This window comes from Rhizobium laguerreae (genome assembly GCF_002008165.1).
Lineage (GTDB): Bacteria > Pseudomonadota > Alphaproteobacteria > Rhizobiales > Rhizobiaceae > Rhizobium > Rhizobium laguerreae.
The window spans coordinates 95,169-116,685 of record NZ_MRDM01000030.1 but is presented as its reverse complement, the minus strand read 5'-3'; the positions used below and the strand labels follow the sequence as shown (position 1 = coordinate 116,685).

Genomic DNA, 21,517 nt, shown 5'->3' with positions numbered 1-21,517 from the left:
AAAGCTAAAGTCCATGAAACTCGATCGGACAGACATCAAGATCCTGCACATCCTGCAGCAGAATGGTCGAATGACCAATGTGGAGCTTGCTGAGGTTGTCAACCTATCGCCGAGCCCCTGCCTCATGCGCGTCAAGAAGCTGCAGTCGGAGGGCTATATCGAAGGCTACACGGCGCAGATCAATGTCGCCAAGTTGGGGCAGGCGCTATTGGTGTTTACTGAGGTCACGCTGAAGAACCACCGGCAGACCGATTTTGCACGCTTCCTCGCCGCTATCGAGAAGGTCGAGCAACTCATTGAGTGTCATGTGATCTCGGGGGGCTACGACTATCTCCTGAAATTCGTGACTACCGGCATAGGCGAATATCAGGAGATCATGGAGCGGCTGATCGAGCTGGACGTCGGTATTGACAAGTATTTCAGCTACGTCGTGCTGAAATCGCCGATCCGCAGGGCGCAACTGCCGCTGACGAAGCTGTTTCAACCTTAGGCTCCGATAAACTCCTCGCCCTTTCTCCGGGTGATCCAATCTCTAGAGACAAGGCGCGCCACCATGAAGTTCTTATCCTACTGGCACGACACTGCTCCGGCTTTTGCCGGGGCCGAAGAGGGTCCGGTCGACGGCCATTACGATGTCGCGGTGGTCGGCGGCGGCTTCACCGGTCTTGGCGCCGCCCGGCAACTCGCAAAGGCGGGTGCCAAAGTCGTCGTGCTGGAAGCCGAGGCGGTGGGCTGGGGCGCCTCCGGCCGCAATGGCGGGCACTTGAACAACGGGCTTGCGCATAGCTATCTGGCGGCAAAGGCGGAGCTCGGCACGGAACGCGCGATTGCGCTTTATAAGGCGCTGGACGACTCGATCGACACGATCGAGGCTCTCATCGAAGAGGAGAAAATTGATTGCAGCTTCCGCCGCACCGGTAAGCTGAAGCTCGCCTCCAAGCCCCAGCATTTCCAAGCGATCGCGCGCAACTTCGAAGCCGTGCACTCCGAAGTCGATTCGGACACGGCGTTGCTAAGCGCAGACGACCTGAAGCAGGAAATCGGCTCGCCCTTCCACGGCGCGATGCTCTCGAAAAAGAGCGCGATGATGCATATGGGTCGCTACGTCATGGGGCTCGCCGAGGCAGCGAAGCGTCACGGCGCGACGATCTTCGAGAACGCGGCCGTCACGGGCCATCGGCAGGCGGACCGCCGTCATCATCTGAAAACCGGCCGCGGCAGCGTCACCGCCGATGCGGTGCTTGTTGCCACCGGCGCCTATACACCCTCGACCTTCGGCTATTTTCGGCGCCGGATCATTGCGGTAGGCAGCTTCATCATTGCCACGCGGCCGCTGACCGAAGCGGAGATCGCGGCGACGATGCCCGGCAACCGCACCTGCGTCACGTCGAAGAATATCGGCAACTACTTTCGGCTCTCGCCCGACAACCGGATTATCTTCGGAGGCCGCGCGCGCTTCTCGGCAACTTCCGACCACGGGTCGGACCCTAAGATCGCAGCGACCCTAAAGGCAAGCCTCGCTGAGATCTTCCCGCAACTCGCCAGTGTCGAAATCGACTATTGCTGGGGCGGTCTCGTCGACATAACCAAGGATCGGTTCCCGCGCGCAGGCTGTCATGACGGCGTCTGGTACGCCATGGGCTACTCCGGCCATGGCGCCCAGCTTTCGACCCATCTCGGAATGCTGATCGCCGACGCGATCCTCGGCCGGCCCGACTGCAATCCGATGAAGGGGCTCGAATGGCCGGCCGTCCCCGGGCACTTCGGAACCCCTTGGTTCCTGCCGCTGGTCGGCATGTATTACAAGATGCTGGACAGCGTCGGCTAAGGACTTCTTGTCCTACCTTCGCCTTCCGCCATGATCAGAGCCCGCCGACCTCGACTCTGGAGCCGTCAAAGAAGCGCGACAGCCGGAAGGGCGTGGGATCAACGCAAGGCCTATCGTTAGCAACCAGATCAGCGGCGAGGCGGCCGATGCCCGGGCCAATGCCGAAGCCATGGCCGGAACCGCCCGCGGCCAAATAAAGGCCTTTCACATGAACAGACGCCGAGATAACCGGTACCGCGTCCGGTGTGCAATCCACATAGGCGCCCCAACTGTCAGCGATTTCGATACCCGCAAGCGCCGGGAACTGCTCGGTGACGCCCTTCAGGATAGCGGCGATCGTCCGGCGGCTCGGTTTTGGATCGAGAACACGGATTTTCTCGAAAGGCGAAAGCGTATCCTTGTTCCAACTCGCCAAAGCTTCCGGTCCATGGAACGTGGACTTGCTAACGCCAATCTGGACCGCTTTCAGTCGCTTCAGAAACATTGGCATGAACCAGCGCGCGTAGCGCAGGCCCTGCGGCGTGATATCCAACGTCGCCCTTCCGCTGACAGCAAGCGTGTAACTGCCGTCCAACCTGCGGGTCAGCGAGCACTCAGGCGTATAGATCGCCTCGCCGAGATTGGTTGTGGGTCGTGTACGAATTGCAGTCTGACGCACGCTTGCCTGCGGGAACTGCACGCCGTACTGGCGACAGAACAAGGAGGTCCACGCACCGCCGGCGTTCAGAACGGTCTGCGACCTGATGATCCCTTTTTCGGTGATGATGCCAGCAACTGCACCATTGACGATATCGAGACCCCGTGCCGCGCATTCCTGGTGGATAGTCGCTCCGAACTTGCGGGCACCATTCGCGATGGTCGGTGCCGCAATGGCGGGTTCGCCCTTGCCATCATCGACTGAATGGACGCCGCCGAGCCAGCGGCGGCCTTGTGCGGGAATTCTGTCGTGCGCCTCCCGAGCAGTTAGCATCTTAGTATTCACGTTGAATTGCCGGGCAAGATCAAGCCATTGTTCCCATTCCGCCAGTTGCTGCGGGTTGTCCGTCGCATAGAACAGACCGCATTGGCGGAAGCCGACGTCCTCCTCGATTTTGGCTGCAAACTGGTCCCACGCCTGCATGGAAATCCCCGAGAGCGGTAGTTCGCGCTCATCGCGGTTTTGCCGGCGGCACCAGCCCCAATTTCGGCTGGACTGCTCACCGCCGATATAGCCCTTCTCGACCAAAGCAACTGAGAGCCCACGCTCTGCAAGAAAAAATGCCGCCGACGCGCCGATAATGCCGCCACCAATGACGACGACGTCGGCCTTCGCGGGAAGCTCTTGATCGCTCGGTATGCGTTTGAGGAGTGGTGACATCGTGGCTGACCTGAATTGATTAGTCGGAGCTGTTTTCTGCCTGCGGCGCAGAAGCGTCTTGCGCCAGCACGGCGATCGCGTCTATCTCGACGAGATAGCCGTAGTGGAGTTCGGGCACCGGGACCACGGTGCGCGCCGGGCGCGCCTCTCCCAGCCGCGCTGCATAAACCTGGTTAAAGCGCGGCCAGTTGCTGACGCCAACGATGTAGGCGGTCACCCTGATGAGATCGTCCGGGGTTCCGCCTGCGGCTTCGAGGACCGCCAGCATGTTGTCGATGGCCTGCCCAGCCTGCGTCTCGAAGCTATCGTCGGGAAGCGGCGCCCCATCCGGCCGGATCGGGAGCTGCCCTGATATATAAAGATGCTGGCCCGCCAGCTTGGCCTGGACATAATGACCGGCAGGGCTGGGCGCGCGATCGGTGTTTACGGTTATGACGTTCGACATCACCAGCCTCCGAACCGCGGCCAAGAAGCCTCGACGGCATGCGAGTCACTGCGGACAACATGATAGACCGGGTGCTGCGCAGCGGTGGCGCATGCATGGTTCGGCAGGATCCGCACCCGGTCTCCGATCGCCAGATCCGGAAGGCGAGCGTTCGAGCCGGGCCGCACGGCGAGGATGCCATGCTCCTGGTTCGCATCGGCAACGATGATGTCCTGGTAGGCATTGCCGTCGATATCACTGACGAGGCCATATCCCTGGTCGATAGCCTGCCTGCTGGTGCCGCGGTCCCGCGACAAAGACATCCATCCGCCATCGGTTATGATCCAACCCTTCTCGCGCTGGTGTCCGATAACCGTCGCAAGAACGCTGAGCGCGATGTCATCGACCTGGCAAATGCCGATGCCTGCCATCACCAGATCGAAGAACACGAACACCCCGGCGCGGACTTCGGTCACGCCTGTTACATCCTTCGCATGATGGGCCGTCGGCGTCGAACCGACGCTGACGACCGGGCACGCCAGACCAGCACCACGAAGAAGCTGCGCGGCTTCAACAACGGCCAACCGCTCCGCCTGCGCATAGCGCTGCTGCGCCTCGTCGCCTCCACCTCTGTAGCTATCGCCGGCATGGGTCAAAACGCCACGCAGCTCCGCGCCTGCCGCCAGCGTCTGCCCAATCTCCAGCAACTGCGCGTGATTGCCAGGCACAACACCCGAGCGGTGGCCATCGCAATCGATCTCGATCATGGCTGGGATCCGCATTCCGGCGTCTCGGGATGCCTCGGCAACCGCCTGTGCCTGTTCGACGGTGTCCAGTACTACCACGAGATCGACGCCCTTGGCGCGCAGATCGGTGACACGCGCGAGCTTTGAAGGAGCGATGCCGACCGCATAGATCATGTCGCGAACGCCAGCGGCCGCGAACTGCTCCGCTTCCTTCAGCGTCGAGACGGTCGCCGGTCCCTCTGGCGCACTCATCAACCGCCGGGCCACGTCAATCGACTTCGCCGTCTTCAGATGCGGTCGCAGCGACACGCCGAGGTCATCGAGCCGGTTCCTGAGCCGCTTGATATTGCGGTCCATCCGGTCCGCATCCAGAACCAGACAGGGTGTTTCCAGCGCCTCAAGCGTGGTCGTTGCTGCCAAGCGAGGGGAGGGGGCGAACGTCGCTAGATCCATTTGTCTGGTCTCCAAATTCGAAACTCACCTTGTCGCCAAATCGTAAAGACGGCAATTAATGATCGGTGAAGCTTCGATTCAGGTGCGGCTTAATACCGATGGTGCAATACCATCCGCGTCAGCTTGAATCCGCTCAAGAACGTTGATCTCCGCCTCGATCTCCAATCGCAGATCGGCACTGCCGGAAAAAGCGCCATTGAAAGCCGCCGTTCCGATGGTAAAGCCTGCAGCACCAGACCGTACGACCGCCGCCATCCTTTCAGGGCTGTCGATGGATCCGGCGACGACCACAGGCTTGGCCACGGCCTCGCACACCCGCGTCATCAGCGCTTCGACATCGCCGCCGAAGCGATAGGCGAGCAGATCGAGACCGCTGACACCGTTGATCGCCGTCAAATGCCGGGCACTTTCCACAATTGTGTCGATCGTCCCTTCGAGCTTGCTCGGATGACCGACGATCTTGCCGGGGAACGGATAGTATTGGATGTTTCGCCCAGCAATAACTGGGAGAACGACATGTGGTCGGGTGCCACCCATCAAGATGTCGACGCCAAGCTCGACCGCGGCCTGCGCGGATCGTCGCTCGCTCTCTTCGTCGAGGCTGACCACTTCGAGGTAGAGCGCGGCACCCCCCGCCTTGATTGCCGAAGCAAGGCCCAAGAGTTTGTCGAATGGCAGGCCAATATCCTTGAATCCCACATGTCTGATGCCGGCGGCAAGCACATCCTGGAGGCGCTCGGCCGCGTCGGCAACAGTGCGGTCCTGGTTGGTCAACATAAAAATGAAGTCGGGAGAAGTCTGGGGCATCGAAAGCGCTCCTAGATTGCGTTGAGAAGCAGCGCCTGATAGAAGGCGTAGCGAAGTGAGGAATGGTCGGCCGTACCTTGGCCCGCGATGTCGAATGCGGTGCCGTGATCGACACTGGTCCGGATGAAGGGCAAGCCGATGGTGACGTTGACGCCGCTGTCGATGCCGAGATACTTGACCGGAATGAGGCCCTGGTCGTGATATTGCGCGACGACGATATCGAACTCGCCCCTGCGGGCCCGCATGAAAATCGTGTCTGCTGACCATGGACCGGACGCGTTTATTCCAAGTTCCTGGGCCCGGCCGATTGCCGGCGCGATAATGTCGAGATCTTCGCGTCCGAACATGCCGTTTTCACCGGCATGGGGATTGAGGCCGGCGACGGCGATGCGGGGTGAGGCGATGCCATATGCCTTACCTGCCCTGTGCGCCAATTCGATCGTCCTGAGCACAGATTCCTGCGTCACGAGGTCAATGGCATTTCGCAACGACACGTGGATCGTGACCAGGATGACACGCAGCTCGTCGTTTGCCAGCATCATCGCGAACTTGTCGGTCCCCGATCGTTCTGCAAGGATTTCAGTATGGCCGGGATAATTGAGCCCCCCCATTTTCATCGCTTCCTTGTTGATCGGCGCGGTGACGATCGCCCTGATGTTGCCTGCCAGCGCTTCGTCGATCGCCCTCACAACATAGTCGTAGCTGGCGCGGCCAGCGCGCGCGTCCACCTGCCCGATCGGTAAATCGTCAGGTAGATCGGAAACGTTGAGAACGGCCATGAGTTTGCCGTCTGGGACAGCCTCGTCGACCGAAGTGACGGGCTGCACCTGAAGCGGAAGATCGAGGGCTCGGACAGCACGTTCCATCACCTTGGCATCGCCGATCACCACCGCGTGCTCAGGCAGTCCGTCCGCAAAAATGCGTGCGACGATTTCCGGGCCGATTCCACAAGGATCGCCCATGGTTATTCCGATAGGCTTCTTCATTTCTTATCTCCAAGCCAGAGGCCCCGAAGCAATTCGGCTGATTTCAGCAGCACGTTCGACGAACCGAAGCCTCCCGCTTTTGTGATGATGTGCATGGGATGCGATCCGGTCGTGCGCGCGAGCGGAATTCCAGGCTCGATCTCACCCAAAAGTTCGAGCGAACCAATCTCAAGTACGCCCAACACGGATTCAGCAGTGTCGCCGCCGGTCACGAAGAGGCCGGTCACGGGATTTCGCTCCATAACCATGCGGACCGCCTGGCCAAGAGCAATTGCGATGGACCGTGGCTCGGCCGACGTGCCGCGCTCGGACGTTGTTAGAATGACATCTCCTGTAGCCCCAGACTGGCTATATTGCGCAACGGCGCGTTCGGCCGCGAGAACGGGAGAGCGAGACGCCTGCTCGGCGTCGACCACGATCTGGCGCACGTTGCCAGTGCTCATCAGCCTTGAGCATTGCTCGCGGCTCAGAGGGTTGACGCTGCCGATGACGAAGAGATTGAGCGCCGCCTTGGTGGTCCACATTGCGACGTGGTCGGCGGGGCCAACATAGTCCGCCAAGGCAGTCGCCAGTCCCGGAGAACCACACCAAAGAATGGACCTAGGATCGGCCGCCGATTTCACCAGCAGAGCCAGGTCGTCCTGGGTTGCTGCATCGGCTATCAGTAACTTGCTGTCATTTGCGACAAGTTCGCCGGACTTTAAGGCGCGAATTTCCGCAAGCCCAAGAAAACGCACTTCCTCCTCTGGAATGTCCCGGAACAGAGCCCGAAGATGAGAGTCTTTTATAGGATGGAGCGGGTCGCTCGCAAATTCGGTCTTCTCCAACGGCACCCCACGCAGAAGCTGACGCCCTCCTTCAGTCGTTCGCCCGCCCGCTGGGAAGGCCGGAGCGACAATTGCAACAGCCCGACCGGATGCTGCGCGTGCAGCAGATACTTCAGCTCCAACGTGGCCTCGAATGGTGGAATCCACCGTGTTGTAAAGAATCTCCGCCGACGCCAGGCTTTTTGCCGCCAGCGTCGCCCGATCGACAGCGTCTCCAATGGATACTGCACGGCTTGCCTTGTTCACGGAGATAATCGCAGCATCTTGCAGAGACGATCGCTGATAATCGTTGAAAACAAAGCATCTGTGCCCCATGCTCACGAATGGCGCGGCGCCGTCCGTTGCGCTCGTCAGATCGTCGGCGAGAATTCCTACCTTCAAAATCGCTCTCCCGTCGGTTCTCAATGTGACGAAAGACTATTAGCGCTATTGCTTCTGACAAAAAAACGATGAATTCTGACAGAAACCCGTAACTTCAAGTCACAGATATGGCCGCACGAGTCCCTGCATTATCCGCACTGAGAGCCTTTGAATCCGCTGCACGTCATTTGAATTTTGGGCGCGCCGGCGATGAATTGTTTGTGACGCACAGCGCCATCAGCAAGCAAGTCCGCTTGCTTGAGGAAGACCTTGGCGTAGCTCTTTTCGAACGAAGAAACAGGGCCGTTTTCCTCACCGACGCGGGGCGACGCCTTCTTGTCACGATGAGTGAGGTGCTTCGCCAAATCAGCGATTGTTGCGAGGAAATAAGAGTTGGCGGTTCGGCGCCGCTGGTGGTCTCATGCGAGCCGACATTCACGCAGCGGTGGCTGATCCCTCGCCTCCCACGATTCAATGCACGTCATCCGGATGTCGAGGTTCATGTATTGGCCGCTGGTGGTCCGGTGAGCTTCGACAGGAGTCATATTGATTTAGCGCTACGGAGAAGCGATTTTAGCTGGTCGCCGGAGCTCTTTGTGGAAACGGTCGTCGAAGAACGTGTCGGCCCCGTATGCGCGCCACGCCTGTTGGCTTCCGGCAGCGATGGTATTCTCTCATTGCCTCGCATTCATTCGGCCACGCGGCGAGACGCGTGGTCGCGATATATCGCCGATAATTTGCTTGCAGATCCAAATCCACCCGGGAACCAGGTATTCGAACATTTTTATCTGAGTATTGAGGCGGCAATCGCCGGCTTAGGTGCAGCAATCGGCCCAGAGCCGTTGGTAGCCGATGCTGTAGAAAGCGGGCAGCTGGTGGCGCCGCGGGGATACTCCGGCAACGGATACAGCTACATCCTTTTGAGCCGCCTCCCATTCGAAGGCGATGCCAGAAAACGAAACTTCCTCTCCTGGCTTCGGCGGCAGTTTGGTCCCTGAAGCGCGCAGTCTGGTCTGGCAGGGACCGTGGCCCGCGCGCCGCACCCTCCGGGCTCGGGTGCGGCTATCAGTACCTTGAGGCCGATCTTCCGCTACGTGAGATAGTGGGGCTAATGAGCATCGTGGAGATCGCAGCCGGGGACGGCCGCAGCGGACAACGCGACGCGTGCCTAACATACCAATCGCTCTGACCAAGTTCAGATGCTGGGGCCGAGGATGTTTGCTCTGGCTTCAATGATATGGTCGTACATGTTTCGCTCGGCCTCTCTGCTGTCGCGGTCTTTGATTGCGTCAAGAATCGCCTGATGGCTGACGATATAGGTCGCCATGCGCTCAGAGGTCAGCGACTGTTCTTTCATTTTTCCCCAGAGGTTTCCCGCCCGTACCGCGTGAATGCCTTCATAGAGCGAGGCAAGAAGACCGTTACGAGCGGCTTGAACGATGATGCGATGAAAGACGGCGTCCCATTTCTCGAAATCGCCTAGAGATTCCGACGTGCTGCCTCGTGCGATTGATTTCTGCATTTCTTCGACTTCCTGCCTTGTCGCCCGTAACGCTGCCAAGGCAGCGATCTTGGGTTCAATGATCAGCCGCGCCTCAAACACTTCCGCCGGATAAGTGCGCAATGTGTCTCCTTCATTGGTTGCCGGCCGGCGAAGGGCGCTGGAGCCAACGCCGCTGCCGGCGATAAAGGTGCCTCTGCCGACGTGCCTGATAAGGCGGCCTTCCTTCTCCAACGAACTGAGCATCCTTCTGAGGGCGGTACGCGGCAGCCCGAGTTTCAGCGCCAAGTCACGCTCGGGGGGCAGGCGATCGCCTGGTTCCAGACCTTCCGCCTCGATGAAATCCTTCAACACCACGCTCATGTGTCCTCCACAACAATTATTTTGCTAAACCAATTTGATCTATATTGACACCAATGGCAATACCAATCTTATATTGATCATCGAACCAACGCCGATTGGTAGCGAATGGTGTCGAGCCAAGGAGCTGTGCACCTGCTCGAAGAGATTGTGCGGCAGCATGCATGAATCGGTGACAATATTTCAATCGAGACGCTGCGTAGATAAGGGAGATAGACCGATGGCCGTTATGACAGAGGCTGTTACAGCGGGCGACGTAGCGCTTACGGTGCGCGGCCTCACTGTCGACCTGCCGAAAGGCATGGAACGGGCTCATGCCGTCGAAAATGTCTCGTTCGACCTCAAGCGTGGTCAGATCCTTTGCATTATCGGTGAGTCTGGTTCGGGCAAGTCGGTGACTGCAAACACAATCATGGGGCTCTTGCCCAAGATCATTCCGGTCTCATCGGGCGCGATCAATCTCAATGGAACCACCATAGTCGGCGCGCCGGCAAAAAAGCTGCGCCAGCTGCGTGGCCGTGTCGTGTCCATGATCTTTCAAGATCCGCTTTCGGCGCTTAACCCGCTGATGACGGTCGGCGACCAAGTCGCTGAAGTGATGGCGGCCCATGGAGTGGGCACCAAGGCCTCACGGCGTGCGCGCGCCCTTGAATTGTTGACCGAAGTCGGCCTGCCTGATCCGGAGCTGATGTACCACCAGTATCCTTTCCGGCTTTCCGGTGGCCAGCGGCAGCGCGTCATGATCGCTATTGCGCTGGCCCTTGAGCCGACCATTCTGATCGCAGACGAACCAACCACCGCCCTTGACGTCACGACGCAGGCGCAGATCCTGAAGCTCATCCGTGACATTCAGCGTCGCAAGGATATGAGCGTCATGTTCATCACCCATGACTTCGGTGTTGTGGCTGAAATTGCCGACAGCGTCGTGGTTATGGAGAAGGGGCGGATTGTCGAACAGGGCAGCGTCGATCAGGTTCTCAAATCCCCCAGCCACCCCTACACACAGCGCTTGATCGCGGCCGTTCCGCACCTCACGGGCGAAGACAGAAAGTTCAAGGCGCAGACGAGCGACGAGACGATCCTGACGGTCAATGGGTTGTGCAAGACCTATCGCAGTGGCAGCGCGCTGTTCGGTAGCCAGCGTGTCGTGCCTGCGGTGAAGGACGCCTCATTCACGTTGGCCGCGGGCCGCACCCTCGGCATTGTCGGCGAAAGCGGCTCCGGAAAATCGTCGCTGGGCCGGCTTCTGATCAAGCTTCAGGACAGCGACAGCGGTCAGATCTTGTTTGAGGGCAAGGATATCGTCAAGCTTTCGGAATCCGAGTTCCGGCCGCTGCGCCCTCGAATTCAGATGATCTTTCAGGATCCTTTTGCCTCGCTCAATCCGCGATCCACGATTGGTCAAATACTGACCGTCGGGCCTGTCGCACATGGTATGTCCTACGCGCAGGCGCGCGAAGAGGCCCGGGCGTTGCTTTCCCACGTCGGTCTCGATGCCGGCGCCTTCGGCCGCTACCCGCACGAATTCTCGGGTGGGCAGCGCCAGCGCATCGGAATCGCCAGGGCCCTGATGTTCAAGCCTAAGCTACTGATTGCCGACGAAGCAGTCTCCGCGCTTGACGTGTCGATCCAGGCCCAGATCCTCAAGCTGCTTGACCAAATCCAGCGCGAGACGGGCGTATCAATGATCTTCATCACCCATGACCTTCGTGTCGCCAGTCAGATCTGTGACGAAATCGCAGTGATGCAGAAGGGCAGGGTCGTCGAGCGCGGCCCGCCGTCTCAGATCTTCCTGAAACCGCAATCGGACTACACCCGCGAACTTGTCGCTGCAATTCCGGGAGAACGACGGAAAGACGCTTGAGAAGGTTCAATTAACCCCTGGCAGTCGCTGCCTAATGAACAAAAGAGAGGGAATAAAGTGACAAAAGATTCTACCACCAAAGTGGACTATTCACGGCGCGACGCGCTGCGCTTGATGGCAGCAGGCGGCATCGCGTGCTTTGTCGCCCCCAACCTGATTGGCAAGCCTGACATTGCCCAGGCCGCTGAGAAGAAACTTGCGGGTCGCGTCGTGGTCGGGCTTTCGCAGGAACCGACGGTCTTCAATCCGCTGATGGCACACATCGAAGTGGACGATGCTGTACACTTCTCACTCTTCGACGCGCTTTTTCGCATGGATCCCGGCGGTGTGCTCCAGCCCAATCTTGCTGCTGAAGTGCCCACGCAGAAGAACGGCGGCATCTCGCAGGATGGCCTGAATTGGCGCGTCCGCCTGCGTGACGATGTTCGCTGGCATGACGGCAAACCCTTTACGGCGGAGGATGTGAAGTTCACCCTTGAACTGATCAACAATCCGAAATTCCGCGCGTGGCGTACGGGCGGCCATTCGTTGGTGCGCGACCTCACTGTGGTCTCGCCAACGGAAATCACCTGGCGCATGGAGCAGGTTTTCGCTCCTTACCTGTCGTTTCTCACCGAAACCTTCATCGTGCCGAAGCACCTTCTCGAGAAGGAGCCTGATCCGAACGCAGCGGCCTTCAATCAGGCACCCATTGGCACCGGCGCCTTCAAGTGGAGCCAGCGTGTGGCCGGCGACCATCTCGAACTGGCGGCGAATCCGGATTATTTTGGCGACGGTCCGTATCTCGAACAGGTTGTATTCAAATACATTCCTGACCAAACGGTCCTCTACACCCAATTCAAGAGCGGCGACATCGATCTCACCGACCAGGCGTACATCACGGCCGACCATTACGACGAAGCCAGCAAACTGCCGGGCCGTGTGGTGAGCCTGGTGCCTGGTGCCTCCGTCGAGTCGTTCTATCTGAATCTTGAGCGGCCGCAGTTCAAGGAACTTGCGGTGCGTCAGGCACTCTATGCTGCAATGGACAGAAAGGCGATCATCGACGCCCTCTATTTCGGCGTGGTGACAACGACGGAAACCTTCATGCCGAAGGAGTCGTATTATTTCAATCCGAACCTTCCGGCGCAGGAATACAATCCGGACGCAGCACGCAAGCTCCTCGACGATGCCGGCTGGGTGCCGGGGTCGGATGGGATTCGTGAGAAGAATGGAGTGAAGCTCGCGTTCAACAACTCGACGACATCCGGCAACAATCTCCGCGAGCAGGTGCAGCAGTTCCTGCAGCAGACATTCGCGGAAATTGGCGTCCAGATGACCATCTCGAATTTGCCGGCTGCCGTCATGTTTGGTGAATTCTGGCTGAAGTCACAGTTCGACACGGCGATCTCGGGCGTTACGCATCTGATTGCCGCGGATCCCGACGCCACCAACCGTCTTGCCAGCAGCGCGATTGCCGCGAAGGGTGGAAAGGGATCGAATGTCGGCCAGTATTCCAATCCGGAAGTGGATGCGCTGCTCAAGAAGGGTGCCCAGACCTTCGATCCGGAAGCACGTCGTGAAATCTACCGCCGTATCCAGGAAATCGTGCGTCAGGACCTTCCCTTTCTTCCGCTGTTTGCCGCCACCTATGTGGTTGGCACGAAGGAAGGCCTTGAAGGCTGGCAACCGAATACGAACACGCGCACGGCATCATGGCATGCTGCCGGCTGGCACTGGAAGAGCTGAGTTACCTAACGTCGCCGCCGCGCGTTGCGGCGGCCTCTATTGGCGCTATCACAGGGAGAGCTCAATGCGTAGCTTCCTACTTAATCGGTTCGCTCAGAGCCTGGTACTGCTCCTGATCGTTTCCGTCATCGGCTTCGTAGTTCTAAACCTGATTCCGGGTGGGCCCCTGGCACAATTTGGGCTGGATGCGAGCATGACGCAGGATGACTTGAACCGACTGACGGAGCAGTTGGGCTTGAACCGTCCTCTGTGGATTCAGTACATGGATTGGGCCTGGCGCCTTTTGAAAGGAGACTGGGGCCACTCCTTCCGCGACGGAGCGCCAGTCCTCGACGTGATCGGTCGACACCTCATGGCAACGCTGTTGCTGATGGGATCCTCTACCGTCATCGCGATTGCCATCGGTACGTGGATCGGTGTTCGAGGCGCCGTAAAGCGTTATTCGATTTTCGATTACATGGCGACGGTCGGTGCGATGGTGGCCCTTTCGATCCCGACCTTCTGGTTCGGACTGATTGGCATTTACGTATTCTCGCTCAGACTTGGCTGGCTGCCGGCCGGCAACATGTACACGATCGGTGACGAGTCCGTTCTGAACTATCTCCACCATCTCATTCTGCCCAGCGTCGTGCTTGCGCTGGTGCATGTGGCCATCTGGAGTCGCTACATGCGATCGGCTACTCTCGATGTGATCAATCAGGAATTCATCAAGACGGCCCGCGCCAAAGGACTGAGCGAGCGCCGCATCCTGATGAAACACGTCATCGGAAACGCGCTTCTGCCGATGATCACGCTCGCGGGAATGCAGCTTCCCAGCGTCCTGACAGGTGCTTTGGTCACGGAGACGGTATTCACCTGGCCGGGAATGGGCCGCCTCTTCCTCGACAGCCTCGGCTACAGTGATTACCCGGTGGTGATGGGATTGCTCATGTTCTCGGCGATCCTTGTCGTAGTGAGCAACCTCGCCGCCGACATCGTTGTCGCCATCATCGATCCCCGGATCCGTCTGAGTTAAGCGCCTTAAACGCTCATCAGGAGTCAGCCATCATGACTGCCATTGCCGCAAATTCGCCCCGGGAGCGCTGGTGGAACAGCCGATCTGCGCACCGTTTCATGAACCACCATCTGGCCCTCATAGGCATGGTGATGATCGCTCTCCTGACGCTGGCATGCGTCTTGGGGCCCCACTTGTTGCCGTACGATTCACTCTATATCGATCTGCGCGCCCGCTTCGCTCCGCCGCTGACCGGGCGGCATTATCTCGGCACCGACCCGCTCGGAAGGGATCTGGCCGCCCGGTTGTTCATGGCGGGCCGGATTTCGCTCCTGGTCGGTTTCTCGGCAATGCTGCTGTCGACGCTGATCGGGACCCTTGTCGGCGTGGTGGCGGGATATAGGGGTGGCCTGGTCGGCACGGTGCTGATGCGTGCCGTGGATGGCTTCCTTTCCTTCCCGTCCATCTTCCTCGTGCTTGCTCTTGCAGCTGCGCTGAAGCCAAGCCCGATCATGATTACCGTCGTTATTGCTGCCACGAGCTGGATGGAAGTTGCCCGCATTGTCGAGGCCGAAGTCCGCTCCCTGCGCGAGCGTGAATTCGTGCTGGCCGGCCGCATGCTGGGACTGAGCGCAACGCACATCATGTTCCGAGAGATCCTTCCCAATGCCATAGGTCCGATCATCGTCGCGGCCACCCTGACCATCGCCCGGGCGATCCTGATGGAGGCGTATATCAGCTTCCTCGGTTATGGAATTCAGCCGCCACTTCCAAGTTGGGGCAACATGCTGAATGGCGCGCAGCAGTATCTGGGGACAGCACCGTGGCTGGCGATCATCCCCGGGGCCGCCATAACGATCGCTGTAACCAGCTTCAACTTCATCGGCGACGGGCTGCGCGACGCGCTCGATGTTCGCGGTGATCACAGCTGAGTGAACACCATCTCGGGTGAGATGACGACGGTCTAACGCAAAGCGATCGACACTAGGATGTCGAAAAGGCTTCTGCCGATGACATAAGCGAGGAGCCGGCGCAACAGAATTCACCTCATCGCTATCGCTGATGGGTTGGAAACCTCGCGTGTTGCCACGGATGATTGTTGAGGCTTCAAACGTGCCTGTCGGAGATGCCGCGCACGATGCCAGAGGAATAGGTCTATGCCTGTCGAAGTTCAGAAAGTAAGTGACAGCTTTTCGTTTCCAACCGAGGTCGACGTCGTTGTCATCGGGGCGGGAATTGTCGGTACCTGCACGGCCTATGAGCTCGCCCGCAAGGGGGTGTCCGTTGCTCTGCTTGAAAAAGGTATCGTTGGCGGCGAGCAGTCAGGCCGCAATTGGGGATGGGTCCGACAGCAGAACCGCGACCTCCATGAACTTGCGCTTGCCATGTATAGTCTGCGGCGCTGGGAGGAACTGAGCACCGAGATCGGTCGCGATCTTGGGTTTCGTCGAAGCGGGATACTTTACTGCACGAAGAACGAGGCTGATGTTGCTCGGTGGGAAACGTGGGGTAAGGCTGCGCGCGTTCAAGGATTCCACAGCCAGATACTGAGTGCTTCCGAAGCCAACAATCGGGCTTCGGGTGGCACATCCGCGTGGGTCGGCGGCGTTTGGTCTCCGACCGATGGCAGAGCTGAGCCCAGTCTGGCCGTGCCTGCCATCGCGGAGGCCGCCAAGGAAAGCGGTGTATCGCTCCATCAAAACTGCGCAGTCCGGGGTCTCGACATTGCCAACGGCCGAGTAACAGGCGTGTGGACGGAACGCGGGCTCGTGAAAGCTACTACTGTCGTTTGCGCTGGTGGAGCATGGGCTTCCCGGTTTTCTCATCGATACGGTATCGAGCTTCCAGTCGCAAACATCTCCGGGACCGCAATTAAGACGACTCCCGCGCCCGAGATCATCCAAGCGGGGTGCCTCTCGGCTTCAAACTTCGTGTTGCGACGTCGGACAGACGGCGCCTACACGATCGCCGTACCCGGACGTGGTACGCTCGACCTCACTCCGAGGGGGATGCGATACGCGTTTAAATTCTATCAGATGTACCGCAGCAAGGTTGGGAAGAAGCTGAAGTACCGTCTGAGCAGCAGCTTCTGGAATGGGCCCGATGCTTTCAGTAGCTGGGAGAACGATGAAATATCGCCGTTTGAAAAAAACCGCATTTTAGATCCTGCGCCAGACGGGGAACTCGTGAAGCTCGCATTGAAGAACCTTGAAAGCGAATACCCGGCACTCAAGGGAATCGGTGTCGAACGCGCGTGGGGAGGGCTCATCGATACTTCGCCAGATCTAGTCCCCGTTATTTCACGAGTGGAGCAATTGCCGGGTTACGTGATTGCTGCGGGGTTCAGCGGGCACGGCTTTGCCATAGGACCGGGTGCCGGTCGGTTGGTCAGCGAGATCGTGATGAACGAGACCCCGATCACCGACATCTCACCCTACAGGCTGAGCCGGTTCAGCGATGGCTCGGCGATCAGACGACCGGAGATGATGTAACGGTTGATTTATAGTCCAAACCGCTGCTGTCACTGTGCGCAAAACGGGCCACGGACTGACATGATCGGGAAATCAATAAGGCAGAACAGGTCTCAAATTCTTGTCGAGCGGGATCGTTTTCAGGAGCCAATCATAGGGAGCAAACAGTGGTCCTCGAGCGCTACACCGTGCCGCGCCTTGTCCGGCAGCGAGCATTCATAGACCGGGAAAAGTACCTGAAATGGTATGAGGAAAGCGTCGAGAACCCGGAAAAGTTCTGGGGCAAGCACGGCAAGCGGATCGACTGGTTCAAGCCCTATACCAAGGTCAAGAACACTTCTTTTACCGGCAAGGTTTCGATCAAGTGGTTCGAGGACGGTCAGACAAATGTCTCCTACAACTGCATCGACCGTCATCTGAAAACGAATGGCGACCAGGTGGCGATCATCTGGGAGGGCGACAACCCCTATATCGACAAGAAGGTCACCTATAACGAGCTCTACGAGCATGTCTGCCGGATGGCGAACGTGTTGAAGAAGCACGGCGTCAAGAAGGGTGATCGCGTCACCATCTATATGCCGATGATCCCGGAAGCGGCTTATGCGATGCTCGCCTGCGCCCGCATCGGCGCGGTGCATTCGGTCGTCTTCGGCGGTTTCTCGCCCGAGGCGCTGGCCGGGCGCATCGTTGACTGCGAATCCACTTTCGTCATCACCTGCGACGAAGGCCTGCGCGGCGGCAAGCCGGTGCCGCTGAAGGACAATACCGACACGGCGATCCATATCGCCGCCCGCCAGCACGTCAATGTCAGCAAAGTGCTGGTCGTTCGCCGCACCGGCGGCAAGACCGGCTGGGCGCCCGGCCGCGACCTCTGGTATCACCAGGAAATTGCTACCGTAAAGGCGGAATGCCCGCCGGTGAAGATGAAGGCGGAAGATCCGCTCTTTATTCTTTATACGTCCGGCTCGACCGGCAAACCGAAGGGCGTGCTGCACACGACGGGCGGTTATCTCGTCTATGCGGCGATGACGCATGAATATGTCTTCGATTATCATCACGGCGACGTCTATTGGTGCACGGCCGATGTCGGCTGGGTGACCGGCCACTCCTATATCGTCTATGGGCCGCTTGCGAACTGCGCGACGACGCTGATGTTCGAGGGCGTGCCGAACTTCCCGGACCAGGGCCGTTTCTGGGAAGTCATCGACAAGCACAAGGTCAACATCTTCTATACGGCGCCGACGGCGATCCGCTCGCTGATGGGTGCCGGCGACGACTTCGTCACGCGCTCCTCGCGCTCTTCGCTGCGCCTGCTCGGCACGGTCGGCGAGCCGATCAATCCCGAGGCTTGGGAATGGTACTACAATGTCGTCGGCGACAAGCGTTGCCCTGTCATCGATACGTGGTGGCAGACGGAAACCGGCGGCCACATGATCACGCCGCTGCCCGGCGCTACCGATCTGAAACCCGGTTCTGCGACGATCCCGTTCTTCGGCGTCAAGCCTGAGTTGGTCGACAATGAGGGCAAGGTGCTGGAAGGCCCTGCCGACGGCAATCTCTGTATCACCGACAGCTGGCCGGGCCAGATGCGCACGGTCTATGGCGATCACGAGCGCTTCATCCAGACCTATTTTTCCACCTACAAGGGCAAGTATTTCACCGGCGATGGCTGCCGGCGCGATGCGGACGGTTATTACTGGATCACCGGCCGCGTCGACGACGTGCTGAACGTCTCCGGCCACCGGCTCGGCACGGCGGAAGTGGAATCCGCGCTTGTCTCGCACAATCTGGTTTCGGAAGCCGCGGTCGTTGGTTATCCGCATCCGATCAAGGGCCAGGGCATTTATTGCTATGTGACGCTGATGTCCGGTCACGAGGGATCGGATACGCTTCGCCAGGAACTGGTGAAACATGTGCGGGCCGAAATCGGCCCGATCGCCGCGCCCGACAAGATCCAGTTTGCGCCTGGCCTGCCGAAGACGCGCTCCGGCAAGATCATGCGCCGCATCCTGCGCAAGATCGCCGAAGACGATTACGGTGCGCTCGGCGACACCTCGACGCTCGCCGATCCGTCGGTGGTGGAGGGCTTGATCGCTAGCCGCCAGAATACGAAGTAACAGCCTATGTTTAGGTTCAGCTAGTTCCATAAATGCCTGTTACGCCACTAACACTGATATAGCGGGGACAACGGTTCTAGAACGGCGCTTTTCGAGGTCAGCGCCCGTGCGGTGGATCTGATATGAGCATGTCTATAGACTGGCAGTCCGCTAACCGTTATTGCGGGTATACCAGCATTTCACCAAACATCCCGCGGATCCTCCAAGGCCCTCCTATATTGAAAAAAGTGCAACGCAGTTTTGCCGTCGAGTACAAAAGCGGCAGACGAAAGCTTGATACCAGGTCGAACTCGATCTGGGGCAACATGGATCTAAAGTCCGTCGCTCGTGACCTGGAGGAAGAGGCATTGCCGTTTCTGTCGGGTAGCTCTCAGAGTGGCAAATCCAACAATGAGATGTCTTTACCGGAACCAGATCAAGCCGAGCCGTTGTTGACACTGCCTCTCGGGGCGTCGACAACTGCATCAGATACACAGGAGATGAGCATGGCCGACGAGACTGATACAGCAACCAGTGCCGATGCGCCGATCGTTGTTGAAACGCCTATTGCGCCGAAGAAACAGCGCAAACCCCGCGCCAAGAAAGCGGCGGCACTCGAGAGCGCGTCAGCTGACGCTATGGCAGAGCCATCAGCTGCTCTGGCCGGGGCCGGTGGTGTGAAGAGGAGAGGGCGTAAGGCAAGGGTGATCGAAGCTACGGCCAGCGCCAAACGCGCACCTTTGCGCCGTGCTCCAAAGGGTGTGCAGACAGCGCCGGCCGCGCCGATGACCGCGATCGATGAGATGGCGGATCTCTTGCAGTTGGAAGAGGAAAATCAGCGGCTGCGCAAGCTTCTGGCTGAAAAGCTTCGCGCCGAAAATGCCGATCTGCGCAAGCGGCTCAAGCTCGATTGATAAAGGCAGCCGGTCAACCGCCGGCCGCATTTCCATGCTTATCCAGTATACATTTTGGCGGCGGTGGGTGCTGTTGCCGGAACTAAAACTCACTGCCTGTTTGCGGAATAAAGCGCGAGGTCGGATAGATGGCGTCTCCCTGGAAAATTCTTGCCCGACTGATCTCACCAGGGCGCGAACAAAAGCGAGAATACGGCTCGACCGCGAAGGTTACGCCGGACGCATTGGCTATTGCCGGTCCGACTGAAGCGCCTGCCGAGGAGGGCGTGAGTGGCACCGATCGACCGGCAAGCGAAGGGCCACCTCGTCACGGTCAAGTCGCTACAATTTCCGTCGAGCCGGTGCATTCCGAAGAAGCCGTGAACGGTGGCGGCAATAAGGTCGATCTCGAAGATACCAAAACCGTCGAGGCCGCGCATCCGGCTTTATCCGGCGGTATCGACGTCACCGCTGCGCATGGTGATGCTATGCAAATCAGGCGAACTGTCAAAGTCCCACCGCGCAAGCAAAGAAGTCGCCGCAAAGAAGCGGTGGCGATTTCGAACGGTTCCCAGGCTTCCCAGATCGTGCACGCTGCAGATCAAATGAACCTGGATGAAGAGATCAGGGTGCTCAGGGGTCAGCTGGCCGGAAAGCTGAAGCTGCAAAATGCGCGATTAAGAAAAATGTTGGAGCGGTTTGAACGGTGAAAATGTTGCGGTGCTTTTGAGCCAAGGATCGACTGCAAGCCTGTTGCAAGTGGACAATCTCAGATTTGAATAAGGTGTCGCCGGTTCGATTCTGTTCAAGGCGCCCATAGGCGGCCCTTCGTATCGGCTCACCACCGCGAATATCGATCGCTGACAAGGACGACCCACATGGTGGCAGCGAGCGCGTGCGTCATGCCGCCGCCTTGAGGATCACCCTTGTAGGGATCGACGGCTCCCTCGGCGGGATGACAATTTGCGGCGGCGATCTTGCCGGTCGGGCTTTGCGTATCGCGGCATAGCTCGGCGCGGTCGAATTCAAGACGGCAACCGAATAAGGTTACGCTGTTATCCACACGGAGCCCAACATGTCCCGCACCATCATATGAACAACCAATGCACCGCCGCCGCCGCCAACATTCAGCCACGCCGGCCGCAATTGATCGCGCGTGGCTTGGCAATCCTCTGTTCGGCAGGAGTGTCCGCCTCATCCTCGGCATGGATGGCGGCCATGGCCGTTTCCAGGTCTTCGAGGGCCAAGTCGAACTGATCGGGATCAGTCTTCTCGGACTTGCGCCCGACGGCTGCCCGCTTGAATGCCGCAACCAGCTTCTCAAGCCGTATCCGCTCGTCCTTGCTCGCTATCGCGAAGTCCTTTGACCGCTGGTGGCGCTTCTGCGTCAAGACGCCTGGTGGCCCGAAGCTGTCATCAGCCATGCAAATCAGGCGATCCTCTTCAGCCCTAAAGCTTCTCGACGTGAGACAAGTTGTTCGACCGCTAGCAAGTGCTGCGTTCCCCAAGCGCAGAGCGGCTTCAGCGCATCAGCTAGTGTCTGCCCGAACGGGGTGAGCGAGTACTCGACCTTGGGAGGAAGCTCCTTGAAGTCGAACCGATGGACGATCCCATCCGCCTCCAGCTCTTTGAGCTGCTGGATGAGCATCTTGTCGGTAACGCTGCCGATAGCCCGCCTGAGGTCGCCGTACCGCCGCGCTCCGTAGGCGAGGTGGAACAGGATCAATGGCTTCCATTTTCCGCCAATGACGGCCAGTGCGGCATCAAGGCCGCACACGAATCCAGATGTGGTCATTCGGTCTTCTCCAGGTACTTACCAAAT

General features: G+C 59.0%; 20 protein-coding genes and 1 pseudogene. 11 read left to right on the top strand and 10 right to left on the bottom strand.

The genetic code is table 11. From position 1 onward, the window contains the following. Positions 1-13 precede the first annotated feature (13 nt). Positions 14-490: an Lrp/AsnC family transcriptional regulator gene (locus BS630_RS30440; RefSeq protein WP_077980379.1), complete on the top strand. Its 477-nt coding sequence runs from the start codon at positions 14-16 to the stop codon at positions 488-490. A gap of 63 nt (positions 491-553) precedes the next feature. Then, the gene (locus BS630_RS30435) at positions 554-1,828 is read left to right on the top strand and encodes an NAD(P)/FAD-dependent oxidoreductase (RefSeq protein WP_077980378.1); all 1,275 of its coding nucleotides are present in this window, start codon (positions 554-556) and stop codon (positions 1,826-1,828) included. 34 nt (positions 1,829-1,862) lie between these two features. Here the strand turns inward: BS630_RS30435 and BS630_RS30430 are convergent, their stop codons facing one another. The 6 genes from BS630_RS30430 to BS630_RS30405 all read right to left on the bottom strand — a co-directional run bounded on the left by BS630_RS30430 (position 1,863) and on the right by BS630_RS30405 (position 7,809). After that, entirely contained in the window at positions 1,863-3,185 is a 1,323-nt protein-coding gene (locus tag BS630_RS30430; RefSeq protein ID WP_077980377.1) for an NAD(P)/FAD-dependent oxidoreductase, read from the bottom strand. Between the two features lie 19 nt (positions 3,186-3,204). Further along, complete coding sequence (locus BS630_RS30425) at positions 3,205-3,630, bottom strand: RidA family protein (RefSeq protein WP_077980376.1); 426 nt, start codon at positions 3,628-3,630, stop codon at positions 3,205-3,207. After that, entirely contained in the window at positions 3,630-4,808 is a 1,179-nt protein-coding gene (locus tag BS630_RS30420) for an alanine racemase (RefSeq protein WP_077980375.1), read from the bottom strand. The genes BS630_RS30425 and BS630_RS30420 overlap by 1 nt, the downstream gene beginning before the upstream one ends. A gap of 78 nt (positions 4,809-4,886) precedes the next feature. Beyond that, positions 4,887-5,615, bottom strand: coding sequence for a nitronate monooxygenase family protein (locus tag BS630_RS30415; RefSeq protein WP_077980374.1), 729 nt, complete (start codon positions 5,613-5,615; stop codon positions 4,887-4,889). An 11-nt stretch (positions 5,616-5,626) separates the two neighbouring features. After that, positions 5,627-6,601 (bottom strand): 4-hydroxythreonine-4-phosphate dehydrogenase PdxA, encoded by a 975-nt coding sequence (pdxA, locus tag BS630_RS30410; protein WP_077980373.1) that lies wholly within the window; start codon positions 6,599-6,601, stop codon positions 5,627-5,629. Further along, a complete protein-coding gene (locus BS630_RS30405; RefSeq protein ID WP_077980372.1) occupies positions 6,598-7,809 on the bottom strand; it encodes a four-carbon acid sugar kinase family protein in 1,212 nt (403 codons plus the stop codon). The genes pdxA and BS630_RS30405 overlap by 4 nt, the downstream gene beginning before the upstream one ends. A gap of 107 nt (positions 7,810-7,916) precedes the next feature. On the opposite strand from BS630_RS30405, the gene BS630_RS30400 reads away from it, so the two are divergent. Next, positions 7,917-8,786: a LysR substrate-binding domain-containing protein gene (locus BS630_RS30400; protein WP_077980371.1), complete on the top strand. Its 870-nt coding sequence runs from the start codon at positions 7,917-7,919 to the stop codon at positions 8,784-8,786. Positions 8,787-8,983: 197 nt separating this feature from the next. Here the strand turns inward: BS630_RS30400 and BS630_RS30395 are convergent, their stop codons facing one another. Further along, a complete protein-coding gene (locus BS630_RS30395; RefSeq protein ID WP_077980370.1) occupies positions 8,984-9,652 on the bottom strand; it encodes a FadR/GntR family transcriptional regulator in 669 nt (222 codons plus the stop codon). A gap of 217 nt (positions 9,653-9,869) precedes the next feature. Between BS630_RS30395 and BS630_RS30390 the strand changes: the two genes are divergently transcribed. The 8 genes from BS630_RS30390 to BS630_RS30355 all read left to right on the top strand — a co-directional run bounded on the left by BS630_RS30390 (position 9,870) and on the right by BS630_RS30355 (position 20,405). Next, positions 9,870-11,513, top strand: coding sequence for an ABC transporter ATP-binding protein (locus BS630_RS30390; protein ID WP_077980369.1), 1,644 nt, complete (start codon positions 9,870-9,872; stop codon positions 11,511-11,513). Between the two features lie 57 nt (positions 11,514-11,570). Further along, positions 11,571-13,241, top strand: a complete 1,671-nt coding sequence (locus BS630_RS30385) for a peptide ABC transporter substrate-binding protein (protein ID WP_077980368.1) — start codon at positions 11,571-11,573, stop codon at positions 13,239-13,241. A gap of 64 nt (positions 13,242-13,305) precedes the next feature. After that, complete coding sequence (locus BS630_RS30380; protein ID WP_077980367.1) at positions 13,306-14,256, top strand: ABC transporter permease; 951 nt, start codon at positions 13,306-13,308, stop codon at positions 14,254-14,256. 32 nt (positions 14,257-14,288) lie between these two features. Next, positions 14,289-15,167 carry an ABC transporter permease gene (locus tag BS630_RS30375; RefSeq protein ID WP_024323559.1) on the top strand — a complete coding sequence of 293 codons (879 nt, stop codon included), beginning with the start codon at positions 14,289-14,291 and terminating at the stop codon, positions 15,165-15,167. Positions 15,168-15,392: 225 nt separating this feature from the next. Further along, complete coding sequence (locus BS630_RS30370; protein WP_077980366.1) at positions 15,393-16,727, top strand: NAD(P)/FAD-dependent oxidoreductase; 1,335 nt, start codon at positions 15,393-15,395, stop codon at positions 16,725-16,727. Positions 16,728-16,873: 146 nt separating this feature from the next. Further along, positions 16,874-18,823 carry an acetate--CoA ligase gene (acs, locus tag BS630_RS30365; RefSeq protein WP_077980365.1) on the top strand — a complete coding sequence of 650 codons (1,950 nt, stop codon included), beginning with the start codon at positions 16,874-16,876 and terminating at the stop codon, positions 18,821-18,823. Positions 18,824-19,041: 218 nt separating this feature from the next. Then, positions 19,042-19,716, top strand: a complete 675-nt coding sequence (locus BS630_RS30360; protein WP_077980737.1) for an MreC domain-containing protein — start codon at positions 19,042-19,044, stop codon at positions 19,714-19,716. A gap of 128 nt (positions 19,717-19,844) precedes the next feature. Beyond that, entirely contained in the window at positions 19,845-20,405 is a 561-nt protein-coding gene (locus BS630_RS30355; RefSeq protein WP_077980364.1) for a hypothetical protein, read from the top strand. A 128-nt stretch (positions 20,406-20,533) separates the two neighbouring features. Here the strand turns inward: BS630_RS30355 and BS630_RS30350 are convergent, their stop codons facing one another. From BS630_RS30350 to BS630_RS30340, 3 genes and pseudogenes are all read right to left on the bottom strand, one after another. After that, a complete protein-coding gene (locus BS630_RS30350; protein WP_077980363.1) occupies positions 20,534-20,758 on the bottom strand; it encodes a hypothetical protein in 225 nt (74 codons plus the stop codon). Between the two features lie 76 nt (positions 20,759-20,834). Further along, positions 20,835-21,119 (bottom strand): annotated as a pseudogene (locus BS630_RS30345) (transposase domain-containing protein); the annotation flags it as partial. 5 nt (positions 21,120-21,124) lie between these two features. Then, positions 21,125-21,490: a winged helix-turn-helix transcriptional regulator gene (locus BS630_RS30340; RefSeq protein ID WP_077980362.1), complete on the bottom strand. Its 366-nt coding sequence runs from the start codon at positions 21,488-21,490 to the stop codon at positions 21,125-21,127. Positions 21,491-21,517 lie beyond the last annotated feature (27 nt).

Excerpts from the sequence above, each read along its gene's own strand:
- BS630_RS30440 (WP_077980379.1), top strand. The coding sequence starts at position 14 with ATGAAACTCGATCGGACAGACATCAAGATCCTGCACATCCTGCAGCAG.
- BS630_RS30435 (WP_077980378.1), top strand. The coding sequence starts at position 554 with ATGAAGTTCTTATCCTACTGGCACGACACTGCTCCGGCTTTTGCCGGG.
- BS630_RS30430 (WP_077980377.1), bottom strand. The coding sequence starts at position 3,185 with ATGTCACCACTCCTCAAACGCATACCGAGCGATCAAGAGCTTCCCGCG.
- BS630_RS30425 (WP_077980376.1), bottom strand. The coding sequence starts at position 3,630 with ATGTCGAACGTCATAACCGTAAACACCGATCGCGCGCCCAGCCCTGCC.
- BS630_RS30420 (WP_077980375.1), bottom strand. The coding sequence starts at position 4,808 with ATGGATCTAGCGACGTTCGCCCCCTCCCCTCGCTTGGCAGCAACGACC.
- BS630_RS30415 (WP_077980374.1), bottom strand. The coding sequence starts at position 5,615 with ATGCCCCAGACTTCTCCCGACTTCATTTTTATGTTGACCAACCAGGAC.
- pdxA (WP_077980373.1), bottom strand. The coding sequence starts at position 6,601 with ATGAAGAAGCCTATCGGAATAACCATGGGCGATCCTTGTGGAATCGGC.
- BS630_RS30400 (WP_077980371.1), top strand. The coding sequence starts at position 7,917 with ATGGCCGCACGAGTCCCTGCATTATCCGCACTGAGAGCCTTTGAATCC.
- BS630_RS30395 (WP_077980370.1), bottom strand. The coding sequence starts at position 9,652 with ATGAGCGTGGTGTTGAAGGATTTCATCGAGGCGGAAGGTCTGGAACCA.
- BS630_RS30390 (WP_077980369.1), top strand. The coding sequence starts at position 9,870 with ATGGCCGTTATGACAGAGGCTGTTACAGCGGGCGACGTAGCGCTTACG.
- BS630_RS30380 (WP_077980367.1), top strand. The coding sequence starts at position 13,306 with ATGCGTAGCTTCCTACTTAATCGGTTCGCTCAGAGCCTGGTACTGCTC.
- BS630_RS30375 (WP_024323559.1), top strand. The coding sequence starts at position 14,289 with ATGACTGCCATTGCCGCAAATTCGCCCCGGGAGCGCTGGTGGAACAGC.
- BS630_RS30370 (WP_077980366.1), top strand. The coding sequence starts at position 15,393 with ATGCCTGTCGAAGTTCAGAAAGTAAGTGACAGCTTTTCGTTTCCAACC.
- BS630_RS30355 (WP_077980364.1), top strand. The coding sequence starts at position 19,845 with ATGGCGTCTCCCTGGAAAATTCTTGCCCGACTGATCTCACCAGGGCGC.
- BS630_RS30340 (WP_077980362.1), bottom strand. The coding sequence starts at position 21,490 with ATGACCACATCTGGATTCGTGTGCGGCCTTGATGCCGCACTGGCCGTC.